This window comes from Stakelama marina (assembly GCF_018122655.1).
Lineage (GTDB): Bacteria > Pseudomonadota > Alphaproteobacteria > Sphingomonadales > Sphingomonadaceae > Sphingomonas > Sphingomonas marina.
This window is the reverse complement of the sequence record NZ_JAGRQC010000001.1, coordinates 1,010,686-1,027,169: the sequence shown is the minus strand read 5'-3', so window position 1 is coordinate 1,027,169 and position 16,484 is coordinate 1,010,686. Positions and strand designations below refer to the sequence as shown.

At 63.4% G+C, this 16,484-nt stretch carries 16 protein-coding genes; 10 read left to right on the top strand and 6 right to left on the bottom strand.

Going from position 1 to position 16,484, the window contains the following annotated elements:
* Window positions 1–25: 25 nt before the first annotated feature.
* The 3 genes from J7S20_RS04820 to J7S20_RS04810 all read right to left on the bottom strand — a co-directional run bounded on the left by J7S20_RS04820 (window position 26) and on the right by J7S20_RS04810 (window position 2,464).
* Window positions 26–931, bottom strand: a complete 906-nt coding sequence (locus tag J7S20_RS04820) for a DUF481 domain-containing protein (RefSeq protein ID WP_284053085.1) — start codon at window positions 929–931, stop codon at window positions 26–28.
* Between the two features lie 64 nt (window positions 932–995).
* The gene (locus tag J7S20_RS04815) at window positions 996–1,490 is read right to left on the bottom strand and encodes an RNA pyrophosphohydrolase (protein WP_284053400.1); all 495 of its coding nucleotides are present in this window, start codon (window positions 1,488–1,490) and stop codon (window positions 996–998) included.
* Window positions 1,490–2,464: an alpha/beta hydrolase gene (locus J7S20_RS04810; RefSeq protein ID WP_284053084.1), complete on the bottom strand. Its 975-nt coding sequence runs from the start codon at window positions 2,462–2,464 to the stop codon at window positions 1,490–1,492. Before J7S20_RS04810 ends, J7S20_RS04815 begins: the two co-directional genes overlap by 1 nt.
* A 60-nt stretch (window positions 2,465–2,524) precedes the next feature.
* On the opposite strand from J7S20_RS04810, the gene J7S20_RS04805 reads away from it, so the two are divergent.
* The 5 genes from J7S20_RS04805 to J7S20_RS04785 all read left to right on the top strand — a co-directional run bounded on the left by J7S20_RS04805 (window position 2,525) and on the right by J7S20_RS04785 (window position 9,268).
* Window positions 2,525–3,508: a histone deacetylase family protein gene (locus tag J7S20_RS04805; protein ID WP_284053083.1), complete on the top strand. Its 984-nt coding sequence runs from the start codon at window positions 2,525–2,527 to the stop codon at window positions 3,506–3,508.
* Between the two features lie 17 nt (window positions 3,509–3,525).
* Complete coding sequence (locus tag J7S20_RS04800; protein WP_284053082.1) at window positions 3,526–5,394, top strand: 2-oxoacid:acceptor oxidoreductase subunit alpha; 1,869 nt, start codon at window positions 3,526–3,528, stop codon at window positions 5,392–5,394.
* A gap of 121 nt (window positions 5,395–5,515) precedes the next feature.
* A complete protein-coding gene (locus tag J7S20_RS04795) occupies window positions 5,516–6,547 on the top strand; it encodes a 2-oxoacid:ferredoxin oxidoreductase subunit beta (protein ID WP_284053081.1) in 1,032 nt (343 codons plus the stop codon).
* Window positions 6,548–6,583: 36 nt separating this feature from the next.
* Window positions 6,584–7,963 (top strand): cryptochrome/photolyase family protein, encoded by a 1,380-nt coding sequence (locus J7S20_RS04790; RefSeq protein ID WP_284053080.1) that lies wholly within the window; start codon window positions 6,584–6,586, stop codon window positions 7,961–7,963.
* Between the two features lie 39 nt (window positions 7,964–8,002).
* Window positions 8,003–9,268: a class I SAM-dependent methyltransferase gene (locus J7S20_RS04785; protein ID WP_284053079.1), complete on the top strand. Its 1,266-nt coding sequence runs from the start codon at window positions 8,003–8,005 to the stop codon at window positions 9,266–9,268.
* An 82-nt stretch (window positions 9,269–9,350) separates the two neighbouring features.
* Here the strand turns inward: J7S20_RS04785 and J7S20_RS04780 are convergent, their stop codons facing one another.
* On the bottom strand, window positions 9,351–10,061 hold the full coding sequence (locus J7S20_RS04780) for an SDR family NAD(P)-dependent oxidoreductase (protein WP_284053078.1): 711 nt from the start codon (window positions 10,059–10,061) through the stop codon (window positions 9,351–9,353).
* Between the two features lie 102 nt (window positions 10,062–10,163).
* Complete coding sequence (purF, locus tag J7S20_RS04775) at window positions 10,164–11,621, bottom strand: amidophosphoribosyltransferase (protein ID WP_284053077.1); 1,458 nt, start codon at window positions 11,619–11,621, stop codon at window positions 10,164–10,166.
* 128 nt (window positions 11,622–11,749) lie between these two features.
* On the opposite strand from purF, the gene J7S20_RS04770 reads away from it, so the two are divergent.
* The 5 genes from J7S20_RS04770 to J7S20_RS04750 are packed head-to-tail and all read left to right on the top strand — an operon-like array spanning window position 11,750 to window position 15,203.
* Window positions 11,750–11,998 carry a DUF7218 family protein gene (locus J7S20_RS04770; RefSeq protein ID WP_284053076.1) on the top strand — a complete coding sequence of 83 codons (249 nt, stop codon included), beginning with the start codon at window positions 11,750–11,752 and terminating at the stop codon, window positions 11,996–11,998.
* A gap of 40 nt (window positions 11,999–12,038) precedes the next feature.
* A complete protein-coding gene (hisI, locus tag J7S20_RS04765) occupies window positions 12,039–12,398 on the top strand; it encodes a phosphoribosyl-AMP cyclohydrolase (RefSeq protein WP_284053075.1) in 360 nt (119 codons plus the stop codon).
* Entirely contained in the window at window positions 12,395–12,904 is a 510-nt protein-coding gene (locus tag J7S20_RS04760) for a hypothetical protein (protein ID WP_284053074.1), read from the top strand. Before hisI ends, J7S20_RS04760 begins: the two co-directional genes overlap by 4 nt.
* A gap of 53 nt (window positions 12,905–12,957) precedes the next feature.
* The gene (locus J7S20_RS04755; RefSeq protein WP_284053073.1) at window positions 12,958–13,392 is read left to right on the top strand and encodes a MerR family transcriptional regulator; all 435 of its coding nucleotides are present in this window, start codon (window positions 12,958–12,960) and stop codon (window positions 13,390–13,392) included.
* A gap of 8 nt (window positions 13,393–13,400) precedes the next feature.
* Window positions 13,401–15,203, top strand: a complete 1,803-nt coding sequence (locus J7S20_RS04750) for an acyl-CoA dehydrogenase C-terminal domain-containing protein (RefSeq protein WP_284053072.1) — start codon at window positions 13,401–13,403, stop codon at window positions 15,201–15,203.
* On the opposite strand, the gene J7S20_RS04745 is transcribed toward J7S20_RS04750, so the two are convergent.
* Window positions 15,200–16,420, bottom strand: coding sequence for a cell wall hydrolase (locus J7S20_RS04745; RefSeq protein WP_284053071.1), 1,221 nt, complete (start codon window positions 16,418–16,420; stop codon window positions 15,200–15,202). The genes J7S20_RS04750 and J7S20_RS04745 overlap by 4 nt on opposite strands.
* Between the last annotated feature and the right edge of the window lie 64 nt (window positions 16,421–16,484).

The following is a 16,484-nucleotide window of genomic DNA, read 5'->3' as shown; positions in this document are numbered from 1 at the left end:
GGGGTGAAGAGGGCTGCCCCGCCGGTCAGAAATCGTAGACGAGAGAGGCCCTGCTGGTGGTGTCGGTACTGACGCGGCCGGCGGGTGGCCGGCTTTCATACTGGACCTGGTAGGAAAGCTGGCCCGACACCGGCCCGAAGAGCCTGGCGCTGATCGCGCTCTTCGATGTGGCGGTGCTGTTCGCCGCCTGAAGATAAGCCGAGGCGTCCTGACGAAAGGTCAGCATCGGCGACAATTTCCATTTGAACGCCAACGATCCACGACCGGCGAAATTCGATTCGACCGTCGCGTCGGTGAAATTGGTGTTCCGGTATGCCGGACCCAATTCGAGATCGAGCGTCATGTTCGGGTCCTTGATGACGCTGTAGCCGGCGCCGCTGGAGAAGGAATAGCGGTCGTAATAGCCGAGGAACTTGTCGCTTTCGTACTGGAGCGCGCCGTAGATATAGGCCCGGTCGTTGATCTTGTAGTTGGGTTCGTAGGCCGCGAGATAATGTTCGCGCGATTCGACGCCGGAGCTTTCCTGATAATCGGCCATCAGGTGAAGCTTGTGCCGCCATTTATACCCTTCGCGCTTCACATCGACCGTGCCGGTCACACCGACGATGTGGGTGTTGCCGGTCGTGATCAACCCGCCGAGTTCGGCCTTGCCCTCGACCAGTTCGAAAAAGTCCGAATGCTGCAGGCGTCGCGTTGCTGCCTCCCGCCGGGCGCGGGTCCAGTCGGATGCGATCTCCGCAATTTCCTTCGAAACATCGGGTGCGGCCTTGCGGGCATATTTGACGATGGTCGCAACATCGCCTTCGCGCCCCGACTTCATGGCATCGCGCAGCATCGCCGCGATCGTCGGTGGAACGTCGTCCGGAATCTCCTGCGGCTCGCTGTTGGCGAGAAGCAGGAACGCGGCGGGGAGGAGGAGCAGACTGCGCACGGTCAGGCTATTATGTTGCGATGCGGCGCGCGGGCAAGCGCTTTCGCCCTTGTAACGACGCGATTTATCGTTTCATCATTTCATCAAGCGGTTCTGCGAAGATTTCGAACAGCTTTTCATACAGCGCCTTTTTGAACCCGACGATCGCCTGCGGCACCTCTTCCGGTTCGGCCCAGCGCCACGCCCGAAATTCGGGATGTGGCGTGCGAATGTTGATGTCGTGATCGGCGCCGGTGAAGCGGTACAGGAACCAGCGCTGTCGCTGTCCGCGATATTTGCCGCCCCAGATTTTGCCGATCAGTTCGTCGGGAAGATCGTAGAACAGTTCTTCTTCGGCCTTCGCCACCAGTTCGACCTTGTCGGGCGTGACGCCGGTTTCCTCCACCAGTTCACGCAGCGCCGCGGCCTCGGCCGCCTCGCCCTTGTCGATCCCGCCCTGCGGCATCTGCCACGCTTCGAGAGTCGAATCGAGCCGCTGGCCGACGAAGATGTTGCCGTGGCGATTGACCAGCATCACGCCGGCGCAGGGACGGTAGGGAAGTTCGCTGCCGTCGGCCATCATTCGGCCGCCTGCGCCATTACGCGGTCGCCTTCGGCTTCGTTGATGATCTCTCGCAGCACGGCGAGCGCGCCTGCGACGTCGCCCTGGCTGGAGGGGATCGCTTTGCGGATGTTGACGAAGCCGTGGATATTGCCCTTCGCCTCGCGAAAGCTCGTCGGCACACCGGCCCTGATGAGCGCGGCAGCATAGGCGCGGCCCTGATCGCGGATCGGGTCGAGACTGGCGGTCATGATAAGCGCGGGCGGCAGGCCAGACACATCGCCTTCCATCGGCGATCCGCGCATATGCGTCAGATCGGCCTGATAGGCATCGTTGAACCATTCCATGCTGTCCTTCGTCAGCAGGAAACCTTCGCCGAAATCGGTATAGGACGGATATTCGGTGCCCATATCGGCCGCCGGATAGATCGGGAATTGCGCGATGACGGGGACCTTTGCCGGCTTGTCGCGCAGCGCCATCGCGGTGGTGATGGCCAGCGTTCCACCGGCGCTGTCGCCGCACAGCACCAGGCTGGTGACATGGCGACCGAGTTCGTCGGGGCTGCCCGCCACCCAGCGTGCGGCGGCCTCGCAATCGTCGGGAGCCGCCGGCCAGCGATGCTCTGGCGCAAGGCGGTAATCGACCGAGATGACTGGGATGTCGAGCACGCGCGCCATTTCCGCGCAGAAGGACGCATGGGTTTCGATATTGCCGATGACGAAGCCGCCGCCGTGGAAGAAGACCATTGCCGGGCCGGGGTCGCGCTCTGCCGTGGCGTCGAACAACCGCGCGGGGATGTCGCCGCCGGGTCCCGGAATCGTGAGGTTCTTCTGGACGGCGAGATCGCCGATGGGAGGATCGGCGACATCCTTCATCGCTTCATATTGCGCACGCGCGGCCGGAGCCTCCATCTCGTGCATCTTCGGGCCCGGTATCGTTTCCAGGAAATCGAGAAACGCACGGACATCGGGACGGACAAAGGGTTCGGTCATCAGGCTCTCCGCATGGCGGCGCGGATGGAAATTCGCCGCTGTACGCCCTAGTTAGGAAAGATGATCGCGGTCGTCCATCATCCGGATTATGTCGCGCCTGCACCGGCCCGCAGCACTTACCAGTGGAACAAGAACGGGCTGATCCGGGATTTGCTGCGCACCAGCGAGGCCGATATTTCGTGGCATGAGCCGGAACCGATGCCCCTCGAATGGATCGCGGCGGTGCATGACCCCGACTATGTCGCGCAGATCGCGGCGGCCGATGTTCCGCGCGAAAAGACGCGCCGGATCGGCTTTCCGGTGACAGCGCAGGTCGCGACAAGGGCGATTGCGGTCCCGGGAGGAACCTATCTGGCGGCGAAGCTGGCACTGGAGCGCGGCTTTGCAGCGAACAGCGCCGGCGGAAGCCATCATGCGCTCGCCCATACCGGTGCGGGGTTCTGCATTTTCAACGACCTTGCCATCGCGGCGCACCGGCTGATCGAGGAGGGGGCGGTCGCGCGCATCCTGATCGTCGATTGCGACGTGCATCAGGGCGACGGCACCGCGGCGCTGATGGCTGGCAGCGCGGAAATCGCCACTTATTCGATCCACGCCGAAAAGAATTTTCCGGTGCGGAAGGCTCGCTCGACGCTCGATGTGCCGCTGGCCGACGGTATCGGCGACGATGATTATATGGCGGCGCTGGCGGAAACGTTGACGCCGATGCTCGACCGGTTCCGGCCCGAACTGATCCTGTATCAGGCCGGGGTCGATCCGTTCGAAGCGGATCGGCTGGGCCGACTGGCACTCAGTAGCGACGGTTTGATTCGACGCGAGCGATTTGTTGCGCAGACCGCGGTCGAACGCGGCATCCCGCTCGCCAGCACGGTCGGCGGCGGCTATGGCACCGACGCGATGGAGGTAGCGCGTCGTCATGCCGATGCGATCCTTGCGCTTGGGGGCGTTTTCGAAAAGCATAGTTTGCACGCCCCCAGCGCATTTCTACCTTTAGAAGAACGCGTCACGGGCGTAGAGGTGCGCCCCGACATCACACGAACATGACAGCAGGAAGCGCCGACATGGCAACCGCCGCCCACAAGGTTACCCCCAAAGAAGCGAATGCGAACCCGCCGCCCGAAGCGGTCGTGGTGCGTTTTGCAGGCGATTCTGGCGACGGCATGCAGTTGACCGGCGGTCAGTTCACGCTGTCGACCGCGCTGGCGGGCAACGACCTTGCGACCTTCCCCGACTTTCCGGCCGAAATCCGTGCGCCGCAGGGCACGCTGTTCGGCGTTTCGGCGTTCCAGATCAATTTCGGCTCCGCTTCGATCGAGACCGCAGGCGATGCGCCCGACGTGCTGATCGCGATGAATCCGGCCGCGCTCGCCGTGAATGTCGATGTGCTGAAGCCCGGCGGGCTCATCATCGCCGACGAGGGCGAGTTCACCGACCGTAATCTGTCCAAGGCGAAATACGAATCCAACCCGCTGGAGGACGACAGCCTCGCCAAGTGGCAGCTGATGAAGCTCAACATCTCGCAGCTCACGCTCGACGCCGTGAAGCCGTTCGGCCTCGGCAACAAGGAAGCGCTGCGCTGCAAGAATATGTGGACGCTGGGCCTCGCGCTGTGGATGTTCGACCGCGACCGCCAGCCGATCATCGACTGGCTGAAGGCGAAATTCGCCAAGGCTCCCGACATTGCCGAAGCCAATATCGCCGCGCTCAATGCCGGCCATGCTTACGGCGAAACCGCTGAGATTGGTGGGCAGGTCGGACAGCTTCACATGCCCGCCGCTCCCGTGGAGCCGGGGCTGTACCGCACCGTCACCGGCGCGGAATCGATCTCACTCGGGCTTGTGGCAGGAACGCAGCTTGCGGAGCTGCCGATGTTCTTCGGCGGCTATCCGATCACGCCTGCGTCGGCGATCCTTCATCATCTGTCGCGCTTCAAGGAATACGGCGTCACGACCTTTCAGGCGGAGGACGAGATTGCCGCTGTCGCCGCCGCGATCGGCGCGAGCTATGCCGGGTCGCTGGGCGTAACGAGTTCGTCGGGGCCGGGAATCGCACTCAAGACCGAAGCGATCGGGCTGGCGATCATGACCGAGCTGCCGCTCGTCGTCGTCAATTCGCAGCGCGGTGGGCCGTCGACGGGCTTGCCGACCAAGACCGAACAGTCCGACCTCTATCAGGCGGTCTATGGCCGCAATGGCGACGCGCCGATGCCGGTGATCGCCGCGCGCTCGGCCGCCGACTGTTTCGACGTCGCGATCGAGGCGTGCCGGATCGCGACGCGATATATGACGCCGGTGATGTTGCTGACCGACGGCTATATCGCCAATGCGGCCGAGCCGTGGAAGGTGCCCGACATGGCGGGCTATGAGCGCTTTCCGGTGCAATTCCTCGAGGAAGCGCCCGAGAGCGGGTTCGAGGCCTATGCCCGCGACGAGAAGCTCGCGCGGCCGTGGGTCAAGCCGGGTACGCCGGGCCTTCTCCACCGCATCGGCGGCATCGAGAAGAAGGCGGGCACGGGCAATATCGATTACAGCCCTGAAAACCATCAGCAGATGACCGATCTGCGTCGCGACAAGGTGGCCGGAATTGCGGTGCCCGATCAGGAGGTCGAGCAGGGCGAGACCTCGGGCAAGCTGGCGGTCGTCGGTTGGGGGTCGACTTTCGGCCCGATTACGCAGGCGGTGCGCCGTGCGCGCAAGAAGGGCCTCGATGTCGCGCACATCCATATCCGCCACATCTGGCCGCTGCCGAAGAATCTGGGCCAGTTGCTGAAGGGATATGACAAGGTGCTCGTACCCGAAATGAACACCGGGCAGTTGAAGACGCTGCTGCGCGACCAGTTCCTGGTCGATGCCAAACCGCTCAACAAGGTATCGGGCCAGCCTTTCCGCATCGCCGAGATCGAGGAAGCGATCGAGAGTACGCTAGGATAGTATGTGACCGTCACCCTGAACCTGTTTCAGGGTCCACCGTGCAGGATCAAACGCGGTGCGAAGGTGATGATTGGATGCTGGAGCAAGTTCAGCATGACGAAGTGAGACGAAGGCAGAAGCCATGAACGAGATGACCCCCGTCAAGACGACGCTGAAGGACTGGGAAAGCGACCAGGAGGTCCGCTGGTGCCCGGGCTGCGGCGATTATGCGGTGCTGAAGGCGGTGCAGCGGACGATGCCCGACCTGGGCGTCGCGCGCGAAAATACCGTGTTCGTATCGGGCATCGGCTGTTCGAGCCGCTTTCCATATTACATGGAAACCTATGGCTTCCACACCATCCATGGCCGCGCGCCGGCGGTGGCGACGGGGGTGAAGCTCGCCAACCCGCAACTCGACGTGTGGATCATCACCGGCGACGGCGACGCGCTGTCGATCGGCGGCAACCACATGATGCACCTGCTGCGCCGGAACCTGAACACGCAGGTACTGCTGTTCAACAACGAAATTTACGGCCTGACCAAGGGGCAATATTCGCCGACGAGCCGGGTGGGAACGCGTAGCCCGTCGACGCCGTTCGGGTCGGTCGACCGGCCGGCTAGCCCGTGCGCCTTCGCGCTCGGTTCGGGCGCGCGGTTCGTTGCGCGCGGCATCGACGTCAACAAGAACCTGCCGGCGGTGCTGAAGGCGGCGCACGCGCACCAAGGGGCGGCGTTCGTCGAGATTTTCCAGAACTGCATCGTCTATAATGACGACGTGTTCGCGCCTTTCGCGGCCAAGCCCAACGCGGCGACGAGCCAGCTCTGGGTCGAGCATGGCGAGCCGATGCTGTTCGAAAAGGGCACCAAGGGCGTCGCGCTCGACCGCGATACGCTGTCGCTAAAGATCGTCGACGTGACCGATGGCGACTGGCAGGGCGCGGGCGTGCTCGTCCACGACCAGACCAACCGCATGATCGCGCACCTGCTCATCGAAATGCCGTTCGGCGAATTCCCGATGGCGCTCGGCGTGCTCTACGACGATCCGGCACCGACCTTCGAAAGCGCGGTGGTAGAACAGAACCGGGCCGCGTCGGAAGGCAAGGTGGCCGATCTGCAAAAGCTCGTCGCCAAGGGGCAGACCTGGCAGGTGACGAAGGAGCCCCGGGTAGAGTAGCGGAACCTCCGGCAGCGCACGCGCGTAGGCAGGCGCATGTCCGATCCCGTTATCCTCTGGTTCCGGCGCGACCTGCGCCTTTCCGATCAACACGCGCTCGTTGCAGCCGCCGGCGAAGGTCCGGTGGTGCCGGTATATGTCCTCGACGACGAGACCGCGAAGCACCGCAAAATGGGCGGAGCGTCGCGCTGGTGGCTCCACCATAGTCTGAAATCGCTCGACAAGAGCCTGCGCGAAAAGGGCTCGCGGCTGATCCTGCGGCGCGGAAAATCGGAGGATGAACTCGCCAAGGTGGCCAAGGACGTCGGCGCGGGACGGGTGCATTGCGTTCGCCATTACGAGCCGTGGTGGCGCAACGCCGAACGCGCCATCGCGAAGTCGCTCGATCTCGTCTGCCATGACGGCAACTATCTGACGCCACCGGGGTCGGTGACGACGGGAAGCGGCGACCCGTACAAGATCTACACGCCCTTCTGGCGCGCGCTGAAGGAAGTGATGCCGCCTGCCGATCCGCTAAACAGACCGCGCGAGATTGCCGCTCCATCCAAATGGCCGACGAGCGACGATCTCGACGACTGGGATCTGCTGCCGACCAAGCCGAACTGGGCGACAGGATTCGAACCGGTCTGGACGCCGGGAGAAGATGGCGCGCGCAACCGCATCGACAATTTTCTGAATCGTGCGTCAGACTATGAGGGCAGGCGGGACCTGCCGTCGGAAGAGGGCACGTCGCGCCTGTCGCCGCACCTGCATTTTGGAGAGGTTTCGCCTTCCTTTGTCTGGCACCGGACGGCGGATGCGGGCGGATCGGTCTGGACCTTTCTCGGCGAACTCGCATGGCGCGACTATGCGCAGAACGTCATTCTGCAATTCCCCGAATATCCGTCGAAAAATGCGCGCGAGCGGTTCGACGATTTCGAATGGCGCGATTTCCGGTCCTCGGCGGTACGCGGTGAGTATCGGGCCTGGACGAAGGGCCGCACCGGCTACCCCATCGTCGATGCCGGAATGCGGCAGTTATGGGCGACGGGGTGGATGCACAACCGCGTCCGAATGATCGCGGCGAGTTTCCTCATCAAGCATCTGCTGATCGACTGGCGCGAGGGAGAGCAGTGGTTCTGGGATACGCTCGTCGATGCCGATTATGCCAGCAACGGCTGCAATTGGCAGTGGGTCGCGGGAACGGGCATCGATTCGAACATGTTCGGCCGCATCATGGCGCCGCTGAAACAGTCTGAAAAATTCGATGCGGCGGCATATATCCGCGAATGGGTACCCGAACTCGGTCATCTGCCAGATGGCGCCATCCACGATCCGGAAGCAGCCGGATGCCGGCCGCACGACTATCCAGCAAAGCTGATCGGCCACAGGGAAGCGCGCGAACGCGCGCTCGCCGCAAACGACAAGATACGCTGACCCCTTGCCCTTCGCGCGGCTGCGTGCATGAAGGCGCGCATGCAAATCAGCGAGCGGAACAGGGGGAGGCGGTTCGGCGGGGAACGGCGCGTCGGCATTCTCGACAGGATATCGTCGGCGGCACTGCATCCCTTGCTACGCAGGTTGCTCGACCGGATCGACGCAGGCCTGGGTGAGGGGGCGATCGAGGCTACGTTACCCGGTGGTAAACGGCGCATGCTCGGCGGTCGAGGTGAAGGGCCGCTCGCCATCGTCACCATCGTAAAGTGGCGTGCGCTCTGGCGGTTGATGAGCGGCGGATCGGCTGGCTGGTACGAGGCCTGGTCACTGGGCGAATGGACCAGCCCCGATCCGGTGCCGCTGTTCGAACTGTTCGTACGCAACCGTCACGGGCTGGGAAATTCGGCACGCGCAAATCGCTGGACGCGGATAGGACGGCGCATCTTTCATGCGCTCAACCGCAATGATCGGGCCGGTGCGCGGCGTAACATCGAATATCATTACGACCTAGGCAACGATTTCTATTCGCTGTGGCTCGATGCAGGCATGACCTATTCGAGCGCGCTGTTCGATGCCGATGGTCAGCAGACGCTGGAGGCCGCGCAGGACGCGAAATTGCAGGCGATCCTCGGCCGTACCGAAACGAAGCGGGGCGATACGATCCTGGAGATTGGCTGCGGCTGGGGGTCGTTCGCCGAGGTCGCCGCGCGTGGCGGTCGCAAGGTCCACGGCCTGACATTGTCGCGCGAGCAGAAAGCCTATGTCGAGCGGCGGATGGGGCAAGCCGGTCTGAACGGTGTGACCGTATCGCTGACCGATTACCGCGATGTCGAAGGGACGTTCGACGCGGTTGCGAGCATCGAGATGGTCGAGGCGGTCGGCGAGGAATATTGGCCCGATTACCTGCAAACCATCGCGCGGGTGCTGAAACCGGGCGGGCATGCGGCGATCCAGCTCATCTCTATCGACGACGATATTTTCGACGCCTATGCCGCGAATGTCGATTTCATCCAGACCTATGTATTCCCGGGCGGAATGCTCATTTCGGAATCGCGGTTTTGCCAGATCGCGGAGGCCGCCGGCTTGCGCTGGCAGGACCGACGCGGTTTTGGTCTGAGCTATGCCGAAACGCTGAAGCGCTGGCGCGAGCGGTTCGACGCGGCGGTCGCTGCGGGCAAGCTGCCGCACGATTTCGACCGCGGGTTTATAGACTTGTGGCGCTATTATCTAATGTACTGTGAAGGCGGGTTTCGCGGCGGCGGGATCGATGTCGCGCAGGTAACGCTGGTGAAAGACGGCGGGTAAGCCCGTCGTCATTCCAGCGATAGCTGGCACCGGTTGGAAATTGGCGAGCGATCCCGGTTTTCGCCGGGATAACGGTCGAAGATCAGTCGAGCTTTTCGTAATGCCCGGTTTCGAAGTCTTCGGTCAGCATTGCGACGATACGCGTCGCAACGTCTTCGGGCGGTTTCACGGTCGCAGGGTCTTCGCCCGGATAGGCGCGCTTGCGCATTTCGGTGCGCGTCGCGCCGGGGTTGAGCAGCGCGGTGCGTACCGCGCTGATATGCTGAACCTCGGCGCCGTAGGACAGGACGAGATTTTCGAACGCCGCCTTGGACGAGCCGTACATGCCCCAATAGGCGCGCGGTTCACGAGCGGGCGTGGTTGTCAGGCCGATCACGCGGCCATGTTTCGAATTTCGCAGCATCTGGTCGAACGAACCGATCAGCGCTGCCTGCGCGCTGACATTCAGCGTCATTACGCGCGAAAATTCCTTGGGGTCGAACGATGAAACCGTGCCGAGCGAGCCCAGCGCTGCGGCATTGAGCACCAGTATGTCGAGCGCTTTCCAGCGGTCGGCGATCGCCGCGCCAAGGCGCGCCACGCTGTCGGTTTCGGTCAGGTCGAGCGGCGCGATCGTGGCCGACCCGCCGATCTGATGGATCGCATCCTCGACCTCTTCGAGGCCGCCCACGGTCCGCGCGGTGAGGACGACATGCGCGCCCGCCGCCGCCAGCGCCTTTGCAGTCGCAGCGCCGATGCCGCGGCTTGCTCCGGTAACGAGGGCGAGGCGGTCGGCTAGCGGCTTGTCGGTCACATCGGTCTCCATCGCGCGCCGACAGCTGCGGCGCCGTTTATCGCTCGGTATGCCGAATGGCGGGGAAGCGGCGTCGGATCAAGGGGGCGGCGGGCGCGCCCGTCAGCTCACTCGCTCTTCAAGCATTGCGAACTGATCGACCGCGGCGACATCGTCCTGGTCGGTCAGCGTCGTCGGATAGTCGCCGGTAAAGCACGCATCGCAATATTTGGGGCGGATTTTCGCGCGGCCTTCCTCGCCCAGCGCCTTGTAGAGCCCGTCGATCGAGATGAAGGCGAGGCTGTCGGCCTTGATATAGTCGCGCATGCCCTTCGTATCGTGCTTCGCCGCAAGCAGCTTGGCGCGTTCGGGCGTGTCGACGCCGTAATAGCAGCTATGCCGCGTCGGCGGGCTGGCAATGCGCATATGCACCTCGGCCGCGCCGGCATCGCGCATCATCTGCACGATCTTCAGGCTGGTGGTGCCGCGCACGATCGAATCGTCGATCAGTACGACGCGCTTGCCCTTGATAAGCGCGGTGTTGGCGTTGTGCTTCAGCTTGACGCCCAAGTGGCGGACCTCGTCGCGCGGCTGGATGAAGGTGCGCCCGACATAATGCGAACGGATGATGCCGAGTTCGAACGGAATACCCGATTGCTGGGCATAGCCGATCGCGGCGGGGGTGCCCGAATCGGGAACCGGGATGACGAGGTCGGCATCGACCGGGTCCTCTATCGCGAGCTGCGCGCCGATCGCCTTTCGCACCGAATAGATCGAGCGATCGTCGGCGATCGAATCGGGGCGCGAGAAATAGACCCATTCGAAGATGCACGGCCGCGCGGCCTGTGGCGCGAAGGGGCGGATCGAGCGGACTTCGCCGCCCTGGACGATGACGAGCTCGCCCGGATCGACTTCGCGTTCATAGGTCGCACCGACCACGTCGAGCGCCACCGATTCCGATGCGAAGATCACCGCGTCGCCGAGCCGGCCCATCACCAGCGGGCGGATGCCGAGCGGGTCGCGGCAGGCGATCAGGCCCTCGGGCGTCATGCAGATCAGCGAATAGGCGCCTTCGACCTGCTTCAACGCGTCGATGAACTTGTCGAGCAGTGTCCGGTAGCTCGATGTCGCGACGAGGTGGATGATCGTTTCGGTGTCCGAGGTCGATTGGAAGATCGAACCGGCCCGCACGAGATCGCGACGCAGGCGCATCGCGTTCGAGAGATTGCCGTTATGCGCGACCGAAAATCCGCCGCTGGCGAGGTCGGCATAGAGCGGCTGGACATTGCGCAGCGCAGTCTCGCCGGTCGTCGAGTAGCGGACGTGGCCGACGGCGACGCTGCCGGGCAGCGCGCGGATCACGTCGTCGCGGTCGAAATTGCCCGCGACATGCCCCATCGCGCGGTGGGTGTGGAACTGGGTGCCGTCGAAGCTGCAGATGCCGGCGGCTTCCTGCCCGCGATGCTGGAGCGCGTGGAGGCCGAGTGCGGCGAGCGCTGCCGCGTCGTCTGCGCCTGCAACACCGAAAACGCCACACTCTTCGCGTAGCTTGTCGTCGTCGAAAGGATTGGTACTGAACATGCGATCCCACGGGGTTCGTGTGCCTGCCCGCCATATAGGGAAGCGCGGACGGTTTGTCGCCCTTTTGTCATGTTTCGCTGAACCCACGGTTTATCCACGCGTTTTTGGAAGTGGAAAGGAGATTTGCGATGGCGAAGGACCACGGAAACCAGATCAAGAACGACAAATTGTACGAGGATCTGCGCGAACAGGGCGAATCGAAGGAAAAGGCGGCGCGGATCGCCAATGCGAAATCCAATGGCAGCCTCGATCACAAGGGAACCGAGCTCGAGGATCGCACCAAGGACGAACTGTACGAGGAAGCGCAGGAGATTGGCATCGAGGGGCGGTCCCAGATGACCAAGGACGAGCTGATCGACGCAATTCGGTCGCACTGAGGCGCTTCCACCATTGCGTAGCGTCGCGTAGATTGCGGGTATGACTGACCGCGAAACCGGAAACACGATCGATCCGAAATTCGATGCCAACGGCCTTTTGACCGCTGTCGTGACCGACGCCGGGACGGGCGAAGTGCTGATGCTTGCACATATGAACGACGTGGCGCTCGCCCGGACGCTGGACAGCGGCGAGGCGCATTTCTGGTCGCGTAGCCGCCAAAAGCTTTGGAAAAAGGGCGAAAGCTCGGGGAATGTTCTGCGCGTCGTCGAGGCGCGGATCGACTGCGATCAGGATGCGCTGTGGTTGCGCTGCGAACCCGCAGGGCCGGCGTGCCATACCGGCGCAAGGAGCTGTTTCTACCGCCGCATCGAGAATGGTGAGCTGGTGCGCGTGCGATGAGACGTGCCGGGCTGCTGGTGCTGTTCGCGCTGGCCGGTTGCTCGGGCGATGCGCAATCGGGCGGCAAGCATTCGTCCCGATCCAGCGATCTCGAGAGCGCGGCGATAGAACGCGGCGTCATTCGTGATCCCGGCGACACCGACCCCGTCGGTTTGTACGCACGCGACACCAACCGCCTGTGCGTCCTCCCTGCAAAGCGTGAATACCGGGTCGGCGTGTTCGTCGATTACGGCGAAGCGCTGACGTGCAGCGGTTCGGGCACGGCCCAGCGCGACGGCGAAGCGCTGCATCTTGCTTTCGCGAACGGATGCAAGTTCGAGGCGCGGTTCGACGGGCAGCATGTGCGGTTCCCCGGCGCGCTGCCCGACGGGTGCGCTTCGCTATGCCGGGGGCGTGCGTCGCTCGCTGGGCTGGAGGTAGGAAGGCTGAGCGGGTCAAAATCGGAAGCCTCCGCTCTGCGCGATGCGCGGGGGCGGTTGCTTTGCGAGACCGGCGCGGACGACTGACGGCCATGTTTGACTGATTGACGTTGACGTAAAGGTAAGCTATTGGATGGCCCATGGCTGCTGGTTCCACGAACCCCGTTGGCTTCGCTCCGATCGCACCGCGGACGGATCGTGACAGTTTCACGATTTCGGATCTCTGTGCGGAATTCGAAGTCACCCCGCGCGCACTGCGCTTCTATGAGGATGAGGGGCTGATTGGCCCCGAACGCCGCGGGACAGCGCGCATCTATTCGCATAGCGACCGTGCCCGGCTCGCCTGGATCCTGCGCGGCAAGCGTGTCGGTTTCAGCCTCGCCGAGATTCGCGAGATGATCGACCTTTATGATGTCGGGGACGGGCGCAAGGTCCAGCGCGAGGTAACGATGCAGCGTTGCCGCGAGCGGATCGTTCTTCTCCAGAACCAGCGCAAGGACATCGACGCCGCGATCAACGAACTCGAAGATTTCGTGGCCATGCTCGAGAACACCCACGCGACCAACGACCGATAGGACGACCCATGCCGCAATATACGCCGCCTGTACGCGATACCCGTTTCATCCTCGATTCCGTCATCGGGCTCGATCGCTATGCAAACCTGCCCGGCTTCGCCAATGCGACGCCCGACGTCGTCAATGCGGTGCTCGAAGAAGGTGGCAAGTTCGTTGCCGAGGTGCTGTTCCCGCTCAATCAGGTGGGCGACAGCGAGGGGTGCACCCGCCATGACGATGGCAGCGTGACGACGCCCGAAGGCTTCAAGGGCGCGTACAAGCAATTTGTCGAAAGCGGCTGGGCGACGCTGTCGGCGCCGGAAGAATTCGGCGGCCAGGCAATGCCGCATGTCGTGGCGACGGCGTTCCAGGAATATATGATTTCCTCGAACATGGCGTTCGCCATGTATCCGGGGCTGACGCACGGCGCGATCGCGGCGATCCTCGCCAAGGGGTCTCAGGAGCAAAAAGAGAAATATGTGCCCAGGATGGTGTCGGGCGAATGGGGCGGCACCATGAACCTGACCGAGCCGCAGTGCGGCACCGACCTCGGCCTGATCCGCACCAAGGCGGAGCCGCAGGCCGATGGCAGCTACAGCATCACCGGCACGAAAATCTTCATTTCGTCGGGCGAGCACGACCTGACCGACAATATCATCCACCTCGTGCTGGCGAAGACGCCGGGTGCGCCCGACAGTTCGAAGGGCATTTCGCTCTTCATCGTGCCCAAGTTCATGGTGAACGACGACGGCTCGCTCGGGGATCGCAACGCGGTCACCTGCGGCTCGATCGAGCACAAGATGGGTATCCACGGCAATTCGACGTGCGTCATGAATTACGACGGCGCGACCGGTTATCTGGTCGGCGAGGAAATGAAGGGCCTCGCCGCGATGTTCATCATGATGAACGCTGCCCGCCTTGGCGTCGGCTTGCAGGGACTTGGCGTCGCGGAAACGGCCTATCAGAACGCGGTGCAATATGCTGGAGACCGGCGGCAGGGCAGGGCGCTGACCGGTCCCAAGGAGCCGGAGGAAAAGGCCGACACGCTGTTCGTTCATCCCGATGTCCGGCGCATGCTGATGGAAGGCAAGGCACTGACCGAGGGGCTGCGCGCACTGTGCCTGTGGGGCGCATTGCAGGTCGATCTGGAACACGCCGCCGAGGACGAGGAAGCTCGCCAGCTTGCCGGCGACCTGATCGGTCTGCTGACCCCGGTCATCAAGGGCTATGGCACCGACATGGGCTACCGCATCGCGACGGATTCGCAGCAGGTTTATGGCGGGCACGGCTACATCGCCGAATGGGGCATGGAGCAATATGTTCGCGATGCGCGGATCGCGATGATCTACGAAGGCACCAACGGGGTGCAGGCGATGGATCTGGTCGGCCGCAAGCTCGCCCAGAATGGTGGCCGCGCGATCCAGGCTTTCTTCAAGGTGGTGACCGAAGAAACCACTGCCGCCAAGGATGACGAGAAGATTGCCGACTTCGCCGCCGCGCTCGAAAAGGCGCTTGGTCAGCTACAGACGGCGACGATGTGGTTCATGCAGAACGGTATGCAGAATCCAAATCAGGTCGGTGCGGGTGCGCACAGCTATATGCACCTGCTGGGCATCGTCGCTACCGGGCTGATGTGGCTGCGCATGGCGAAGGCAGCGGCCGACGCCCTGGCAGCGGGCGAGGGCGACAAGGACTTCCTCGAGGCCAAACTCGTTACCGCGCGATTCTTTGCCGAACGGATCATGCCCGATGCCGGCGCGCTGCGCCGCAAGATCGAGGGCGGGAGCGAAAGCCTGATGGCGCTCGATCCCGCGATGTTTCAGGCGGCCTAATCGCCGCTGGCGTTGTCGGCCGGGACGGGCATCAGTCTGCCCGTCTTGCGCCGAACGCCCTTCAACGGGCCGGGTACGGAGACCGATCGCGTACCCGGCAGATTTTCGAGCGCGAAATCATTTTCCGGCATGGGCGCAGATCGGCGCATGCACTGGCTGGCATCCGAACGCTGGAATAGGTCGCAGTTCCACAGCGCTTTGTCGAAATTACCGGCACGGTTGCGGAGATAGCTGAACGCCATCGTCCGAATATCGTTCGCGGATAAGGGCAGTTTCGATGGGGCGTTGCCGGCCCAGCTCATGAACTTGCAGTAGCTGCGGTCGCCGCAGGCGCGACGGGCGAGCGCCGGAAGGGTAGCCGGATCGAGCGCCGGGTCTATCGTAACGAGAAATGTGTCGGGATTGCTGTCGAGTGGCTGGGGTAGGGCCGATCCGGCGATGGTCGCTGCGTCGATCGTGCCGACACTGGCTTTGGCCAGTTCCTCGGCGCTCTTATGCGCGTCGAACAGTCCCGCAAGTTTCTCGATGCGCGGTTCTCCGCCGCGATAGCTGGCCTTGAAGGCGGCAGGCGTGCCCCACCAGCCGGACCAACGGAAGAACAGATGCGTTTCGACCCGTGCGATCTTGTCTAGATGGGCGCTCCAATAGGGAACGACCCAGTCGGTATGGTAATGGGTAGCATTGCCGACGGCCTTGTCCACGCTTCCTTGCAGCGCCAGTCGTGCAACGGTGCGGGCGCGGTCCCATGCCGGCGATGAATAGGTGCGCGCAAGCGATCCGTCGCAGGTAAAGGTGAACTGGCACCCGGAATTGCGTTCGGCGCCCTGAAATACGACGCCGCAAACCGTGTCGGGAAAGGCAGGATGGCGTACCCGGTTGAGGACAACCTGCGCCACCGCCTTTTCTCCGGTGGTGTCGTCGCCTGCCTCATACAGTACAGCGGTCGCCAGGCAGTCGAGCGCGCGTTCACGGTCTTCGCTTCCGCTCGACCAGTTGAAGGCGCGGGCGGTTTGCAATGCGCCGCTGACGAACGGAATGGAGGCGTTGTATTCGCGGGCCTGATCGGGATCGAGATCGCGGATACGAAACGGCTCGACCGGCGGCGGGGTCGATAGCGGCGCGGCCGATGCTTGTTCGGGTGCGGCGGCCTGCCCGGCGTGGGGGGCTGGCGTGTGGACGTTCGCCACGATCAGCGCCGGCGCCGCTATCGCGGTCAAGGCGATGGACAGCAGCAGAGATTGCAGTCGTCGCGAAGAGCCTGGATCAGCGGAGCGCATTACG

What these genes read in the sequence shown, in the direction of transcription:
- J7S20_RS04815 (WP_284053400.1), bottom strand. Translation starts at nt 1,490, where the DNA reads ATGGCCGACGGCAGCGAACTTCCCTACCGTCCCTGCGCCGGCGTGATG.
- J7S20_RS04790 (WP_284053080.1), top strand. Translation starts at nt 6,584, where the DNA reads ATGTCCGATCCCGTTATCCTCTGGTTCCGGCGCGACCTGCGCCTTTCC.
- J7S20_RS04750 (WP_284053072.1), top strand. Translation starts at nt 13,401, where the DNA reads ATGCCGCAATATACGCCGCCTGTACGCGATACCCGTTTCATCCTCGAT.
- J7S20_RS04770 (WP_284053076.1), top strand. Translation starts at nt 11,750, where the DNA reads ATGGCGAAGGACCACGGAAACCAGATCAAGAACGACAAATTGTACGAG.
- J7S20_RS04805 (WP_284053083.1), top strand. Translation starts at nt 2,525, where the DNA reads ATGATCGCGGTCGTCCATCATCCGGATTATGTCGCGCCTGCACCGGCC.
- J7S20_RS04760 (WP_284053074.1), top strand. Translation starts at nt 12,395, where the DNA reads ATGAGACGTGCCGGGCTGCTGGTGCTGTTCGCGCTGGCCGGTTGCTCG.
- J7S20_RS04785 (WP_284053079.1), top strand. Translation starts at nt 8,003, where the DNA reads ATGCAAATCAGCGAGCGGAACAGGGGGAGGCGGTTCGGCGGGGAACGG.
- purF (WP_284053077.1), bottom strand. Translation starts at nt 11,621, where the DNA reads ATGTTCAGTACCAATCCTTTCGACGACGACAAGCTACGCGAAGAGTGT.
- J7S20_RS04795 (WP_284053081.1), top strand. Translation starts at nt 5,516, where the DNA reads ATGAACGAGATGACCCCCGTCAAGACGACGCTGAAGGACTGGGAAAGC.
- J7S20_RS04800 (WP_284053082.1), top strand. Translation starts at nt 3,526, where the DNA reads ATGGCAACCGCCGCCCACAAGGTTACCCCCAAAGAAGCGAATGCGAAC.
- J7S20_RS04755 (WP_284053073.1), top strand. Translation starts at nt 12,958, where the DNA reads ATGGCTGCTGGTTCCACGAACCCCGTTGGCTTCGCTCCGATCGCACCG.
- J7S20_RS04810 (WP_284053084.1), bottom strand. Translation starts at nt 2,464, where the DNA reads ATGACCGAACCCTTTGTCCGTCCCGATGTCCGTGCGTTTCTCGATTTC.
- hisI (WP_284053075.1), top strand. Translation starts at nt 12,039, where the DNA reads ATGACTGACCGCGAAACCGGAAACACGATCGATCCGAAATTCGATGCC.